Raw genomic sequence first — 14,907 nt, 5'->3', positions numbered from 1 at the left:
TTTATTGTGCGGGCGATCACGACTCAAATTTCATCATTCCGTCGCCGACAAATCTATAATCAGGGACGAAAGGATTTCCACATGAGCTCATTCCGCCTGACCCAGATTTCCGACACCCACCTCGCCCGCCGCCTCGCAAAGCTCACCGACAATTTTCATCGCGTAGCGGAACATATCGATGCGACCAGGCCCGATCTCGTCGTCAACAGCGGCGACGTCGCCTTCGACGGGCCGACCAGCCGCGCCGATCTCGAATTCGCCAAAAGCCTGCACGCCGAACTTCCGGTGGCCTGCCGCTACCTGCCCGGCAATCACGACATCGGCGACAATCCGACCGCGGTTGGACCGGTGCCATCACATCCCGCGAGCGAACAGCACCTGCAAAACTTTCGCGCCGTGATCGGCGAGGACCGCTGGCGCTTCAACGAAGCCGGCTGGTGTTTTGTCGGGTTGAACTCGCTGATCATGAACACCGGACTTGCCAGCGAGGCCGAGCAGTTCGACTGGCTTGCGTCAGAACTGTCACGCACGGGCGGCAAGCCGGTCGCGCTGTTCCTGCACAAGCCGCTCTATCTCGACGCGCCTGACGATCCCGAACTGGAATCATCGGCGATCCGCTACGTGCCGCAGCCGGCGCGACAGCGGCTGATCGAGATGTTCGGCGCGGTCGATCTGCGTTTAGTGGCCTCCGGCCATGTCCACCAGCGCCGCGATTTCACCTATGGCCGTGTCCGCCATGTCTGGTCGCCATCGGTGGGCTTCATCATTTCAGATGCGCGGCAGGAGCGGATCGCGCTGAAGGAAACCGGGCTGGTGGAATACCGCTTTACGCCCGACAGTTTTGAAGTCCGCCACGTGCGAGCGCCCGGCCAGGTCGATGTCGACCTGGACGAGCTGCTTTATCCGGATCGGAAAACGGAGAGCGCTTAAGCCTTGTCCGGCCCGACGCGCACCAGCTGTTTGCCGAAATTGGCGCCCTTCAGCAGGCCCATGAACGCCGCGGGGGCGCTGTCGAGGCCTTCGGTGACGAATTCCTTGTGCTTGATCTTGCCTTCGCGGAACCACCCCGACATGTCTCGCAGGAAGTCGCCGTGGCGCGACGCAAAATCGCTGACGATGAAGCCGCGGATGGTGAGGCGCTTGGTCAGCACCGCGCGCATCAACTTGCCGCCCCATTTCGGCGATGTCTCGCCGAAATTATTGTATTCCGCGATCAAGCCGCAGACCGGCATGCGCGCGAACGCATTGAGCTGCGGAAACACCGCATCGAACACCGCGCCACCGACATTTTCAAAATAGACGTCGATGCCCTTCGGGCAGGCGTCCTTCAATTTCGCCGCGAGATCCGGATCGCGGTGATCGAGGCAATCGTCGAAGCCGAGTTCCTTTTTGACGTAGTCGCATTTGTCCTTGCCGCCGGCGATGCCGATCGCCCGCGCGCCCTTGATCCTGGCGATCTGGCCGACGGCGGAACCAACGGCGCCGGAGGCCGCCGCCACCACCACGGTCTCGCCCGCCTGCGGCTTGCCGATGTCGAGCAGGCCGGTATAGGCGGTCATGCCGGGCATGCCGAGCACACCGACCGCGGTCGAGATCGGTGCGAGCTTCGGATCGATCTTGGCGAGACCCTTGCCGTCCGAGATCGCATGCGTCTGCCAGCCGGCGCGCGACAGCACGATGTCGCCTTTCGCAAAACCGGGATTGTTCGAGGCTATCACCTCGCTGACGGTGCCGCCTTCCATCACGCCGTCGATCGGCACCGGCGCCGCATAGGACGGGCCGTCGCTCATCCGTCCGCGCATATAGGGATCCAGCGACAGCCAGATGGTGCGCAGCAGGACCTGGCCCTCGCCAGGCGTCGGCGCAGTATATTCCTCAAGGCGGAAGTCTGATGGCTTCGGTTCGCCCACGGGACGGGAGGCGAGAACGATGCGTTTTGCGGATTGGGACATGGTTGGTTCCTCCGATTGTTATTTGTCGTCATCGCGAGCGTAGCGACTTGTCTGCCGAAGCTCAACGAGCGAAGGCGGAAGCAATCCATTCTTGCCAAAGACAAATGCTTCGCGGAGCCTGTCATCGGGCGCGCATGCGCGCGACCCGTTGGCTCGCAATGACGGTCAGTCAGGTCGCGATTTTTGCCAGCGCGGCCTCAAACGCCGCAGCAGCGCTTGGCAAATCGGGGAACGCCAGACCGCTGTCAGCGGTCTGCTTCTGGGCTTCCGTCGCGGTGGGACGCACCTCCGCGATCGGCTTGCCGCCATCGAGCAGCGCCAGCGGCGCGATCACGTGAAATTCATGGGTTTCGACCGGCGCATCCTTCAGCAAAAAGACGCTGAGCGAGACGATGTCGGTACCACGCCGATAGGAAATGTAGCGGTCGACCGCCACCGAACCGTCGCGCTGCATGCCGCCGAGTTTTGCAAAACCCTTGGAGTCGAGCAGCTTGTGGGCCTTGAAGCCCTTGACGCCAACCGACTTCGCTTTCGCGGTCTCTTCCGACAGATCGAATTTGGCGGCCATCGCCTTGCCGATTTGGGCGAGCTGCTCCGACATCGCGTGCTCGAACTCTTTTGCCTCGGTGCGCGGCTTTGATGCCTTGCCTGGCCTGGCGGCATTGCGCTTTTGCAGCTCGGCGTTGCACCGCGCGATGATGTCAGCGGCGGCTTTCCGCTCGGCGTTGACGAGCAGATTCTTCAAATCCTGATTAGAAAGCGCGGCAATCCTGTCGTCCGACCAATCGACCATAATCAACTTCTTTCAATGGCAAGGCAGCGTCATTCCGCGGCGCGTCGAAGACGCGAACTACGATGTGCAATTGCACATCTGCGGTCTGGTCCTTCGGACCATCCCGGAATGACGGCCTAAATTACACTCCGCCCGGATAGTTCGGGCTTTCGCGGGTGATGGTGACGTCGTGGACGTGGCTCTCGCGCAGTCCCGCGCCGGTGATGCGCACGAACTGCGCCTTCTCGTGGAATTCGGCGAGGTTGCGCGCGCCGACATAGCCCATTGCCGCGCGAAGACCGCCGGCAAGCTGGTGCATGACGTTGCCGACCGGGCCCTTATACGGCACCTGGCCCTCGATGCCCTCGGGCACCAGCTTGAGCGTGTCCTTGATGTCCTGCTGGAAGTAGCGGTCGGCCGAGCCGCGCGCCATCGCGCCGACCGAGCCCATGCCGCGATAAGCCTTGTAGGAACGGCCCTGCCACAAGAACACTTCGCCCGGGGTCTCGTCGGTGCCGGCCAGCAGCGAGCCGACCATGGCGATGTCGGCGCCGGCGGCGAGCGCCTTGGCCAGATCGCCGGAATATTTAATGCCGCCATCGGCGATCACGGGGATGTCGGATTTCTTGGCGGCTTCGACGGCATCCATGATCGCGGTCAGTTGCGGCACGCCGACACCGGCGACGATTCGCGTGGTGCAGATCGAGCCCGGCCCGATGCCGACCTTGATCGCGTCGGCACCGGCATCGATCAGCGCCTGCGCGCCTTCCTGGGTGGCGATATTGCCGGCGATGACCTGTACGGCGTTGGAAAGCCGCTTGATGCGATTGACGGCTTCCAGCACCCGCGAGGAGTGGCCGTGCGCGGTGTCCACCACGATGAGGTCGACACCGGCGTCGATCAATAGCTCGGTGCGCTCAAAGCCGCCCTCGCCGACCGTGGTCGCCGCCGCGACGCGAAGCCGCCCCTGCGCGTCCTTGCAGGCGAGCGGATGCGCGACCGCCTTTTCCATGTCTTTGACGGTAATCAGGCCGACGCAGCGATATTGCTCGTCGACCACCAACAGCTTTTCGATGCGATGCTTGTGCAGCATCCGCTTCGCCTCGTCCTGGCTGACGCCTTCGCGCACCGTGACGAGGCCTTCATGCGTCATCAGCTCGGAGATTTTTTGCTTCGGGTCGGTGGCAAAACGCACGTCGCGGTTGGTGAGGATGCCGACCAGCTTGCCCGGAACGCCCTTGGAAGCACCGGTGACCACGGGAATGCCGGAGAAGCCGTGATCGTTCATCAACGTCAGCGCGTCCGACAGCATGGCGTCGGGGCCGATGGTCAGCGGATTGACCACCATACCGGATTCGTACTTCTTGACCTGCCGCACCTGGGCGGCCTGGCCTTCGGGATCGAAATTGCGGTGAATGACGCCGACGCCGCCGGCCTGCGCCATCGCGATCGCCATCCGCGCTTCGGTGACCGTATCCATCGCGGACGCAATGATCGGGATGTTGAGCGGGATCGCGCGGGTCACGCGGGAGCGGATATCCGCCTCCGAGGGCAGGATGTCGGAAAGACCGGGTTTGAGCAGCACGTCGTCGAACGTGTAGGCTTCGCGGATAGCCTGAAGTCCCTGCGCCATTTGCCAACTCCTTTCGGCGGCCTCCGCCGCGATATTATTTGGGATGAACGTCGCCTTCGGCTGCGCGAGCGGCGCTGCCGTCGAATCGAAGCCCATCGGTGGGGTTGACGGTGGTCGATAGCATGGCGGACGGCCGAATCAAAGCGTTTGGCCGCTTTGCACAGGCTTTTCCCGAAAAGCCCCGTCGTTAAGGACTTTAACGTTGATATCCGGGCGGCGGGCCATGCTGGCGGATCGCCTCCACCACCTCCCGGTGCCGGCGGTCCTTCCGCTTCATGTGAACCATGACAAGCGCATGCGCCGACGGCACCAGCAGCAGGACGTGGAAAAACAGGCCGAAAACCAGGCAAAACACCAGCAGAACGAGGTTGAAGATCGCCGAAAACGGCTGTCCGTTCAGGAGCAGCCCAAGCGGCGGCAACAGCGCGGCAAGCAGGTAGATCATCGTCAGGTCTCCGGTGGCGCCAGTTGGCGGCGTCACGCAGGATTTAGGTGGTATGCGCGGTTCCGCAATGGCTTGTCCGACAGCCGGGTGATACAGCCCAAAGCGCCCCCACCTGCTTTCCCCGCACCCTGATTCCCGATGAACAAACAGCGCATCATCCCGCTCATCGTGGCCACCGCCCTGTTCATGGAGAACATGGACGCGACCGTCATTGCGACGTCGCTGCCGGCGATCGCGGCCGACATCGGCACCAGCCCGCTGACGCTGAAACTGGCGATCACGTCCTACCTGCTCTCGCTCGCGGTGTTCATTCCCGCCAGCGGCTGGACCGCCGACCGCTTCGGCGCGCGGATGGTGTTCGCGATCGCGATCGGGGTGTTCATGCTGGGATCGATCGGCTGCGCATTGTCGCAGAACGTGACCCATTTCGTGATCGCGCGCATCCTGCAAGGCCTCGGCGGGGCGATGATGACGCCGGTCGGGCGACTGGTGCTGCTGCGCTCGATCGACAAGAGCGGGCTGGTGCAGGCGATGACCTGGGTGACGGTGCCGGCGCTGATCGGCCCGGTGATCGGGCCGCCGCTCGGCGGCTTCATCACCACCTATTTCTCCTGGCACTGGATCTTCCTGATCAACATCCCGATCGGGTTGCTCGGGATCTTCCTCGCGATGAAATATATCGATCCGATCCGCAGCGAAGATCCGGAGCGCTTCGATCTCTACGGGCTGGTGCTGGCGGGCATTGGCCTTGCCGGCATCGCTTTCGGTCTGTCCGTTGCCGGCCTCAACCTGCTGCCCTGGACGGTCGTCGGCGGCCTCATTGCCGTCGGATCGATCTCGATGACTCTTTACGTGGTGCATGCGCGGAAGACGAAATCGCCGGTGCTGGATTTTTCCATGCTGCGCCTGCAGACCCTGCGCGCCAGCATCTATGGCGGCTTCCTGTTCCGGCTCGGGATCGGCGCGCTGCCGTTCCTGCTGCCGCTGCTGATGCAGGAAGGTTTCGGGCTGACGCCGTTCCAGTCCGGCCTCGTGACGTTCTCCTCCGCGGTCGGCGCCATGGGCATGAAGACGCTGGCCGCGCGCATCATCCGCACCTTCGGCTTCCGCAACATGATGGCGGTCAACGCCATCATCAGCTCGGTGTTTCTCGCCGCCTGCGCCCTGTTCACGGTGTCGACGCCGCTGACGCTGATCTTCCTCATCCTCGTGGTCGGCGGCTTCTTCCGCTCGCTGCAATTCACCGCGATAAACACCGTCGCTTATGCAGAAGTCGAACCGGCGCAGATGAGCCGCGCCACCACGCTTGTGAGCGTCAACCAGCAGCTGGCGACCTCGGCCGGCGTCGCGGTCGGCGCGTTCTCGGTGGAATCGACCATGCTGTGGCACCACGCCGCCGAACTGGATGCAACCATGTTCGGCCCGGCCTTCATCGTGGTCGCGATCATCTCGGCGGTGTCGGGCTGGTTCTTCTGGCAGATGCCCGATGACGCCGGCCACGAAATCTCGGGCCGCAAGGCGGTCGAGATTTCCAGCCGCAAGGGCGCGGAAAAGGCCGCGACCAAAGCCGCCAGCGAAGGCACCGAGGACGCGCGGGATCAGCGGCTGGGGTAGATCCGTCACACCCAGTTGATCCCGGCACCGGAAACATATCCGGGCGCAACCGTTTTCCTTTCGTACCTGGAAAGGAAAGACATCATGAAACTCGGAACTATCGGATTGGCCGCAGCACTGACATTTGCGAGCACACTGGCTATCGCACAGACCGGAACCGGCTCCAGCGGTGGCAGCACGGCGACCGGCGGATCGACCACAAGCGGCACCACTACGGGACCCTCGGTCAACAGCACGACGACAGGCAGTTCCACCACCGGCTTGAGCAACGATGCCGGCAGCGCCGCCGCCGGCGCGAACAGCACGCGGAATCCATCAGGAAATCCCGCTATCAATACCTCCCCCAGCGGATCGCCGGCGCTTCCTAAGGGCGGACGGTAGTTACGGCACCGCAACGACGGAATACGGAAAGCCGCCTCATGGCGGCTTTCTTTTTGCCCGGGGGTGCGTTGGCGCTCTCATTTTGAAATCGCGATGGCCCGGTTTGCTGTGTGACGTCGGTCACGGCAAGGAGCCGGCCCATGCCGTATCCCTGTGATCACGGATGGCGGGAATAGTCTCGCTCAAGGACACACGGGAGACGACAATGGTGAACTCTAGGAATTCAGATCAGTCGGTTCGTCTGCTCGACGACGCCGCACTGGAAGCGGTGGCAGGCGGGGTCAAGGATGGCTGCATTCCGGGGCGCCCGCTGCCCAAGCCCCCGATCAATCCGGACGGCGGCTGGACGTTCAAGGACGTCTTCGCGCGCTGGACCATCGGCTAACGATCAATCCCAAACCAACAGGAGACTGACATGAACAAGAACGAACTGAGCCTCGATGAACTGAACAAGGTTGCCGGCGGCGCAATCAAGCAGACCGGCCCGCGGCTTCCGACCGGGACCGGCCCGACCTTTCCGACCGACCCGTTTCCGTTCCCGATTCCGTTTATTCCGCTTGGTCCGTTCCGTTTCTGATCAACGCGGCGTCAGACCGGCAGGAGGCCGCCCAGTCGGGCGGCCTCTTTTTTCGTCATTGCCTGCGACAAACGCAAAGCGTTTGCGCACGGGAGCACTTGCGACGAAGCAATCCACCTGTCTGTTATGCCGCGCGATGGATTGCTTCGCTTCGCTCGCAATGACGGCGGAACGTATCGGCTACGACTTCGCTCCACCGCGAAAGCCCATCGCCAGCACGTAGCGCTCGGACGAGTCCTGGCGGCTCGAGGCCGGCTTGACGTGTTTGACGGTGGCAAAATCGCGCTTCAGCTGCGCCAGCAGTTCGCCTTCGGCGCCGCTCTGAAACACCTTTGCGACGAAGGTGCCGCCGGGATTGAGCACCTCGGTGGCGAACGCCGCCGCGGTTTCGACCAGCCCGATGATGCGGAGCTGATCGGTCTTGCGATGGCCCGTGGTGTTGGCGGCCATGTCGGACAGCACCACGTCGGCGCGGCCGCCCATCATCGCCAGCAGTTTTTCCGGCGCATCGTGGCTAAGAAAATCGAGCTGCGCAAAGGTGACGCCCGGCACTTCCGGCATTTCCAGCAGATCGATCGCGACCACCTTGCCTTTGCCGTTGGCCGCCCCGATGCGTTTGGCCGCGACCTGGCTCCAGCCGCCGGGGGCCGCGCCGAGATCGACCACCGAGATGCCTTGCTTGAGGAAGCGGTGCTTGTCATCGATCTCGATCAGCTTGTAGGCCGCGCGCGAGCGCCATCCGTCCTTTTTGGCCTGCGCCACATAGGGATCGTTGAGCTGCCGTTCCAGCCAGAGCTTCGATGACAGCTTGCGCTTGCCACCCGACTTGACCGTGACGTGCAACCGGCCGGTGGTGTCTTTCGCCATATCGGTATTCGCCTCGAGGAGCCGGATGTGATCTAGCACACGCTGCCGCGCCTTAGCACGACCTCGGTTTCTTGAGCATGATCTTTTCGGAAAACCGGTGCCCACTTTTCCGGATCATGCTCGCAGCGCGCCGTCCTCCCGCATCATTTCGACCAGCATGCCCTCGCGCAGGCCGCGGTCGGCGACGCGCAGCCGCGGCAGCGGGAACGCGTCGCGGATCGCGTCGAGAATGGCGCAACCGGCCAGCACCAGATCGGCGCGCTCGACGCTGATGCAATTATTATTGGCGCGCTCCTGATAGCTCATGCCGAGCAGCCGCTGGATCACCGAGGTGACGTCGGAATTGTTCATCCAGATGCCGTCGATGCGGCGCCGGTCGTAGCGCTGCAGATTGAGAAACACGCCGGCCAGCGTCGTCACGGTGCCCGACGTGCCGAGCAGATGCATGTCCCGCAGATCACCGCCGTGCTCGGCGGCGAAGGGCGCCACATATTGCGCGACCTCGGCGACCATCCGTGCATAGGATTCGGCCGTGACGTCCTTGCCACCGAAATGCTCGGCGATGGTGACGACGCCGAGTGGGATCGACATCCAGGCCTTGATCCGCGGGACGGCGTTTTCTTCCCCTGGATCGCGCTCGATCCGGACCAGTTCGGTCGATCCGCCGCCGATATCGAACAGGATGGCACCCCGTCCCTTGGGATCGAGCAGCGGCGAGCAGCCGATCACCGCGAGCGTCGCCTCGGTCTCGCGGTCGATCACCTCGAGCCGGATGCCGGTGTCTTTTGCCACCCTCTCGCGAAAACTCTCGGCATTGGCGGCGGCGCGGCAGGCTTCGGTTGCGATCAGCCGCAGGCGCCGGGCCTTGCGGTAGCGGATCTTGTCGCTGCAGATACTCAAGGCCGCAATCGCACGATCGATCGCCGCGTCGCTGATGGAACCGGTCGAGGAGATACCCTCGCCGAGCCGGATGATCCGCGAGAACGAATCGACCACGCGGAAGCCGTCGCCAGACGGACAGGCGATCAGGAGCCGGCAGTTGTTGGTGCCAAGGTCGAGCGCGGCGTAGACGCCGCTTTCCGCCCCTGCCACAGCAGACCCTGACGGGCTTGCGCGGGCCGCAAGGCCATCGGCAAGCCGCGTATCCTCGTTCATCAAAACTGTCTTTCCGCGGCATTTGCTGCCGCCGAAGAATGAGCGTTCACGGAAACTTTAGCAGCGCCAAGGGCCTGCGCAACATCCCATCACATAGGACCATGCCCAAACAGGCGTTGTCGCTGGGGGATCGGTGCGTTATTTGGTTCCGAGCCCGCGAAAGTCGCGGAAATCCAAGCATTTCAGGTATTTTTCGATGCAAGATCATACGTCTCCGTCGTCGCTGGAAAACGCTATCGCAGTGCAAAAATACGGGGTCGGACAGCCTATGCGCCGCAAGGAAGACGACACGCTGGTTCGCGGCAAGGGCAAATACACCGACGATTTCAGCCTGCCGGGCCAGGCCTATGCCTGGATCGTGCGCTCCAGCCACGCCCACGGAATCATCCGCGGCATCGATATCAAGGCGGCGCGGACCATGCCGGGCGTGCTCGGCGTCTGGACCGGCCAGGACCTCGTCGCCGCCGGCTACAACCCCTTCACCTGCGGCCTGCCGCTGAAGAGCCGCGACGGCTCGCCGCTGCTGCAGACCAACCGCATGGCATTGGCGACCGACAAGGTGCGCTTCGTCGGCGATCCCGTGGCCTATGTCGTCGCCGAAACGCTGGCGCAGGCGCGCGATGCGGCGGAAGCCGTCGAGCTCGATATCGAGCCGCTGCCTGCGGTGACCAATGCCGAGGAAGCCGCACGGCCCGGCGCGCCGCAGCTCTACGATCACATCCCCAACAACACGGCGCTCGACTATCACTATGGCGATGCCGCCAAGATCGATGCGGCGTTCGCCGGCGCCGCGCATGTGACCAAGCTTGACGTCGTCAACACCCGCGTCGCCGTGGTGTCGATGGAGCCGCGCGTGGCGCTGGCTTCCTACGACAAGACCAGCGAGCGCTTCACGATCCAGGTGCCGACGCAGGGCGTTTCCGGCAACAAGGTCACGTTTGCAAAGATCCTGAACGTGCCGAACGACAAGGTTCGTATCCTGACCGCCAATGTCGGCGGCTCGTTCGGCATGAAGAACATGAACTATCCGGAATACACCTGCATCGCGCATGCCTCGAAGGTGCTGGGCCGTCCGGTGAAGTGGACCGACGAGCGCTCGACCAGCTTCCTGTCCGACAGCCACGGCCGCGCGCAGACCATGCATTGCGAACTGGCGCTGGACGCAGAGGGTAAATTCCTCGCCGTGCGCCTGAAAGGCTACGGCAATCTCGGCGCCTACATCACTGGCGTGGCGCCGGGCCCGTTGTCGCTCAACACCGCCAAGAACCTTGCGAGCGTCTATCGTACACCGCTGCTCGGCGTCGACATCAAGACGGTGCTGACCAACACGACCTTGATGGGCGCCTATCGCGGCGCCGGCCGGCCCGAGGCCAACTACTACATGGAGCGGTTGATCGACCGCGCCGCCGATGAAATGGGCATCAACCGGCTCACCTTGCGCAAGCGCAATTTCATCAAGCCGGCGCAGTTGCCGTTCCCCGCCGCCTCCGGTGTCACCTATGACAGCGGCGATTTCCAGGGCGTGTTTGCGAAAGCTCTGGAATTGTCCGACCACGCCAATTTTGCCAAGCGCAAGAAGGAAAGCAGGAAGCAGGGAAAACTGCGCGGCATTGCGGTCGGCTCCTACCTCGAAGTCACGGCGCCGCCGAGCGGCGAACTCGGCAAGATCAATTTCGAGCCTGATGGTTCGGTGAAGCTCACGACGGGGACGCTCGATTACGGCCAGGGCCACGCCACGCCGTTCGCCCAGGTGCTGTCCGCCGAGCTCGGCGTTCCCTTCGAGAAGATCACGCTCGAACAGGGCGACAGCGATCTCGTGCGTTTCGGTAACGGCACCGGCGGCTCGCGCTCGATCACCGCGACCGGCCAGGCGATCGTCGAAGCCGCGGCGCTCGTGGTCGCCAAGGGCAAGCAGGCTGCGGCGCATCTGCTGGAAGCCAGCGAGGGCGACATCGAATTCGGCAATGGCCGCTTCACCATCGCCGGCACCGACCGCTCGATCGGCATCATGGAGCTGGCGCAGCGGCTGCGCGACGGCAAGGTGCCGGAGGGCGTGCCCGATACGCTCGACGTCGACCACGCCACCAAGGACACGCCGTCGACCTTCCCCAATGGCTGCCACGTCGCCGAAGTCGAGATCGATCCCGACACCGGCGTGACCCAAATCGTGTGCTACACCGGGATCTCTGACTTCGGCACCATCGTCAATCCGATGATCGTCGACGGCCAGCTGCATGGCGGCGTCGCTCAGGGCATCGGCCAGGCGCTGATGGAGGAAGTGAGTTACGATTCCAGCGGCCAGCCAATCACCGGCTCGTTCATGGATTACGCGATGCCGCGCGCCGGCGACATCCCGCTGATGGCAACCGCCGATCACCCCTCGCCGGCCAAAACCAATCCGCTCGGCACCAAGGGCTGCGGCGAAGCCGGCTGCGCCGGCAGCCTCGCCTGCATCGTCAATGCTGTCATCGATGCGCTGTCGGAGTACGGCATTTCGCAGATCGATATGCCATTGACATCGGAACGCGTCTGGCGTGCGATCCAGGAGGCCAAGGCGAGGAAGGCGGCATAGGATGCAACCAGCCATCATCGGTGAACTCCGCGCTGCGTTCGATGCGACAACGGTCCTGACCGGCGCCGATATCGATGCGCGCTATTACACCGATATGGCCGGCATCCCCGTCCCTCCGCCGCTTGCGGTGATGCGGCCGCGCTCGACCGAGGACGTCTCGCGATTCCTGGCGATCTGCCACCGGGCGCGCGTCGCGGTCACGACCCAGGGCGGCATGACCGGGCTCGTCGGCGCCACCATGCCGATGGCCGGCGAGATCGTGCTGTCGATGGAACGCATGAACGCGATCGAAGAGGTCGACACCGGCGGCGGGGTCGTCATTGCCCAGGCCGCCGTGCCGCTGCAGCGCGTGCACGAGCGCGTCGCGCAGGACGGCTTCATGTACCCGCTCGATCTCGGCGCCCGCGGCAGCTGCACGATCGGCGGCAACATCTCGACCAATGCCGGCGGCAACCGGGTGATCCGCTATGGCATGACGCGCGATCTCGTGCTCGGGCTCGAAGCGGTGCTTGCTGACGGCACCGTGCTCAAGGGCGTGCGCAAATACATCAAGAACAACACCGGCACCGACCTCAAGCAATTGTTCATCGGCACCGAAGGCACGCTCGGCGTGGTGACGCGCGCGGCATTGCGGATTTTCCCGGCGCCGGCCGAACAGCAGGTGGTGCTGTGCGCGCTGCCGAGTTTCGACAAGGTGCGGGCGATGCTCGATTTGGCACGCAAGCGGCTTGGCGGCGAACTGACCGCCTTCGAGGTGATGTGGAACAGCTATTACCGCCTTGTGACCAAGCTGGTGCGAGGCGTCGCCGCGCCGCTGCCGGCAACCCATCCCTTCTATTTGCTGATGGAATCCTCGGGCAGCAATGCCGAGCGACTCCGCGCCGACGTTGAAAGTCTGCTCGAAGAGGCGCTCGGTGAAGGCATTATCCTCGATGCGATCATTGCCAATTCAGGTGCTTCTACCGCCGCGATCTGGCGGGTTCGCGATTCCAGCGTCGAACTCAGCCGGGCGACCGCGCCCACGGTCGGTTTCGACATCAGCCTCGCCATCGACCAGATGGAACCGTTCACGGAAGCCGTCACAAAGGCGATCAAGGCGGTCGACAAGGACGCCTACACCATCGTGCTCGGGCATGTCGGCGACGGCAACCTGCACGTCAACACAAAATACTCGCCACCGGCTGACAAGCATGAGGAGATGAAGAAGCTGGTCTTCGGCCTCACCAGCGACTTCGGCGGTTCGATCTCGGCCGAGCACGGCATCGGCATCTCCAGGCGGCCCTATCTCAAGCTCAGCCGCACCGCGGAGGAGATCGAGACCATGCGCACGCTGAAGCGCGCGCTTGATCCGCATCACATCCTCAATCCCGGTCGCGTCTTCGAGATGTGAAGCGCGCCGGTTAGGCGGCGAGCTTCAGCGCGCGCTCCAGGAGCTCCAGCCGGTCCTGGCCCCAGAAGATCTCGCCCGAGGGCAAGACGTAACTGGGCGCGCCGAACACGCCCGCCTTCAGGGCATCCTGCGTATATTTCTCATACAGCGCATCGAGTTCGGCGTCCGATGGGCCGCCGGCCCGCAGCGCGGCGGCATCGAGACCGGCGCGTTGCGCCGATGATGCCATCACCGCGGTATCCGCAAACGATTCCTCGCGCTCCCAGATGGCGCGCGCCAGCTCCAGCGACAATTTATGAGCGTCCTTGCCCTGCAGCTTGGCTGCGATCACGAGGCGCGTCGCCGCCGCGTCATCGCTGGGGAAGAATTTAGGCTCGACATTGAGAGGAAGTCCCCGCACCTCGCGCCAGCGCCTGAGTTCCATCAGCCGGTAAGCCTGCCGCTGCGGGGAACGCTTTGGTAGCGGCAGCCCGCCGGTCTGCTCGAAAATCGGGCCGAACTTGGCGGGCTTGACGTTGACCTCGGCGCCATAGCGGCGCGCGATCTCGGCGAACGGGCCGCTGCCCATGTAGGTCCAGGGCGAGTTGAGTGAGAGGTAGTAGTCGATGGTGATGGGCATGGTTATGCCGCCACCTGTTCGCGCGGCTGGTAGATCGCGGTGTGGTGGCAATGCGCCAGTGGCGTCGTGCCGTTGGCAACCACGAGCGCGTCGAGTTCGACGAAACGGTGCCCCTTCTTGTCGTAATTGCCGACCACTTTGGCGCGCGCGGTCAGTTCATCGCCGATGCGGGCCGCGGACAGGAGCTGCATCCTTGTGCCGACATGAATCCATGGGCCCATGATGGCGTTGTCGACCAGCACCATGTTCATCACCCGCGGCAGCAGGCCGGGGTGGCCGAGTCCTTCCTGCGCGTAGATCGCTTCGGTTTCGCGAATATCCGCCAGATATTGTTTTGCCGCGTCCGTCGCCCAGGTGCGCGGCGCCGCGCCGAGCCATTTACCAAGAGCATAGGACGACGTATCGACCGGCTTGCGCTCGCCTGCGGCTGCGACCTCGACAAAGTCGGTAAGGGAGAATGCTGGCGCCGCCGCCGGCAACGACGCGGTGCCGGTGGCACAAAGATCTCCCCGGCTCTCGACCTGGAGCTCGAGCACGCCGTTGCTTTCTTCGCCCATGACATCGGCCTGCTCGCCGTCATAGACCGGCTTGACGAAGCGCGCCTCGATCAGGCCACGCTCGAGAAAGGCACGGCCCCATTTTGCGACCGGCAGGTGCATCATGTAAGCCATGACATCGACACCGGGCACCAGACCGCCGCTAAAACCATAGCGCTTCGCCACCGTGTCATCGTGCATCTTGTTCTCGGAATGCTTGGAAGTGTTGTAGGCCGAGACGCGATACGGCCCAATGCGGCTTGTCATGCCCGTTTCCTCTATTTTCTTGTTGTTTCCGGGCGTTATCGTACGCAAAGAAAGTGTCGTGGCAAGCGTGTTCCCCGGCCTGTTTTCCTCGCCTTTTTCCGCCCCATGGAGTACCACGCGCGGACGA

The 14,907-nt window shown here is 63.6% G+C and carries 15 protein-coding genes; 6 read left to right on the top strand and 9 right to left on the bottom strand.

Going from position 1 to position 14,907, the window contains the following annotated elements; all coding sequences use genetic code 11:
- Positions 1 to 81 precede the first annotated feature (81 nt).
- Positions 82 to 930, top strand: a complete 849-nt coding sequence (locus JQ558_RS17670; protein WP_212294399.1) for a metallophosphoesterase — start codon at positions 82 to 84, stop codon at positions 928 to 930.
- Here JQ558_RS17670 and JQ558_RS17665 read toward each other — a convergent pair.
- The 4 genes from JQ558_RS17665 to JQ558_RS17650 form a co-directional block, all read right to left on the bottom strand.
- Entirely contained in the window at positions 927 to 1,952 is a 1,026-nt protein-coding gene (locus JQ558_RS17665; RefSeq protein WP_212294398.1) for an NADP-dependent oxidoreductase, read from the bottom strand. The two genes, JQ558_RS17670 and JQ558_RS17665, sit on opposite strands and share 4 nt — an antisense overlap.
- Before the next feature lie 169 nt (positions 1,953 to 2,121).
- Positions 2,122 to 2,745, bottom strand: coding sequence for a hypothetical protein (locus JQ558_RS17660; protein ID WP_212207885.1), 624 nt, complete (start codon positions 2,743 to 2,745; stop codon positions 2,122 to 2,124).
- Positions 2,746 to 2,866: 121 nt separating this feature from the next.
- Positions 2,867 to 4,357, bottom strand: a complete 1,491-nt coding sequence (gene guaB / locus JQ558_RS17655; RefSeq protein WP_212207884.1) for an IMP dehydrogenase — start codon at positions 4,355 to 4,357, stop codon at positions 2,867 to 2,869.
- A gap of 196 nt (positions 4,358 to 4,553) precedes the next feature.
- A complete protein-coding gene (locus tag JQ558_RS17650; RefSeq protein ID WP_212207883.1) occupies positions 4,554 to 4,802 on the bottom strand; it encodes a hypothetical protein in 249 nt (82 codons plus the stop codon).
- A gap of 138 nt (positions 4,803 to 4,940) precedes the next feature.
- Here JQ558_RS17650 and JQ558_RS17645 point away from each other — a divergent pair, with 138 nt between their 5' ends.
- On the top strand, positions 4,941 to 6,416 hold the full coding sequence (locus JQ558_RS17645) for a DHA2 family efflux MFS transporter permease subunit (protein WP_212207882.1): 1,476 nt from the start codon (positions 4,941 to 4,943) through the stop codon (positions 6,414 to 6,416).
- A gap of 5 nt (positions 6,417 to 6,421) precedes the next feature.
- Here the strand turns inward: JQ558_RS17645 and JQ558_RS17640 are convergent, their stop codons facing one another.
- Complete coding sequence (locus JQ558_RS17640; protein ID WP_212294397.1) at positions 6,422 to 6,721, bottom strand: hypothetical protein; 300 nt, start codon at positions 6,719 to 6,721, stop codon at positions 6,422 to 6,424.
- Between the two features lie 281 nt (positions 6,722 to 7,002).
- Here JQ558_RS17640 and JQ558_RS17635 point away from each other — a divergent pair, with 281 nt between their 5' ends.
- Both JQ558_RS17635 and JQ558_RS17630 read left to right on the top strand, forming a co-directional pair.
- Complete coding sequence (locus JQ558_RS17635) at positions 7,003 to 7,182, top strand: hypothetical protein (RefSeq protein WP_212207880.1); 180 nt, start codon at positions 7,003 to 7,005, stop codon at positions 7,180 to 7,182.
- Positions 7,183 to 7,212: 30 nt separating this feature from the next.
- Positions 7,213 to 7,374 (top strand): hypothetical protein, encoded by a 162-nt coding sequence (locus JQ558_RS17630; RefSeq protein WP_212207879.1) that lies wholly within the window; start codon positions 7,213 to 7,215, stop codon positions 7,372 to 7,374.
- 180 nt (positions 7,375 to 7,554) lie between these two features.
- Here JQ558_RS17630 and JQ558_RS17625 read toward each other — a convergent pair whose 3' ends face one another.
- On the bottom strand, positions 7,555 to 8,241 hold the full coding sequence (locus tag JQ558_RS17625) for an RlmE family RNA methyltransferase (RefSeq protein WP_212207878.1): 687 nt from the start codon (positions 8,239 to 8,241) through the stop codon (positions 7,555 to 7,557).
- Between the two features lie 114 nt (positions 8,242 to 8,355).
- Positions 8,356 to 9,396, bottom strand: coding sequence for a Ppx/GppA phosphatase family protein (locus tag JQ558_RS17620; protein WP_212207877.1), 1,041 nt, complete (start codon positions 9,394 to 9,396; stop codon positions 8,356 to 8,358).
- Positions 9,397 to 9,592: 196 nt separating this feature from the next.
- Here JQ558_RS17620 and JQ558_RS17615 point away from each other — a divergent pair, with 196 nt between their 5' ends.
- Together JQ558_RS17615 and JQ558_RS17610 are read left to right on the top strand one after the other, a co-directional pair.
- Complete coding sequence (locus JQ558_RS17615; RefSeq protein ID WP_212294396.1) at positions 9,593 to 11,968, top strand: xanthine dehydrogenase family protein molybdopterin-binding subunit; 2,376 nt, start codon at positions 9,593 to 9,595, stop codon at positions 11,966 to 11,968.
- Between the two features lies 1 nt (position 11,969).
- Positions 11,970 to 13,358 (top strand): FAD-binding oxidoreductase, encoded by a 1,389-nt coding sequence (locus tag JQ558_RS17610; RefSeq protein WP_212294395.1) that lies wholly within the window; start codon positions 11,970 to 11,972, stop codon positions 13,356 to 13,358.
- Between the two features lie 10 nt (positions 13,359 to 13,368).
- Here JQ558_RS17610 and JQ558_RS17605 read toward each other — a convergent pair whose 3' ends face one another.
- Positions 13,369 to 13,977, bottom strand: a complete 609-nt coding sequence (locus tag JQ558_RS17605; RefSeq protein ID WP_212294394.1) for a 2-hydroxychromene-2-carboxylate isomerase — start codon at positions 13,975 to 13,977, stop codon at positions 13,369 to 13,371.
- 2 nt (positions 13,978 to 13,979) lie between these two features.
- Positions 13,980 to 14,780: a hypothetical protein gene (locus tag JQ558_RS17600; protein WP_212294393.1), complete on the bottom strand. Its 801-nt coding sequence runs from the start codon at positions 14,778 to 14,780 to the stop codon at positions 13,980 to 13,982.
- Positions 14,781 to 14,907 lie beyond the last annotated feature (127 nt).

Origin of the sequence: Bradyrhizobium sp. AUGA SZCCT0160 (genome assembly GCF_018130105.1) — a bacterium.
Classification (GTDB): Bacteria; Pseudomonadota; Alphaproteobacteria; order Rhizobiales; family Xanthobacteraceae; genus Bradyrhizobium.
The sequence above is the reverse complement of the archived record's forward strand: the minus strand, read 5'-3'. Positions and strand labels throughout refer to the sequence as shown.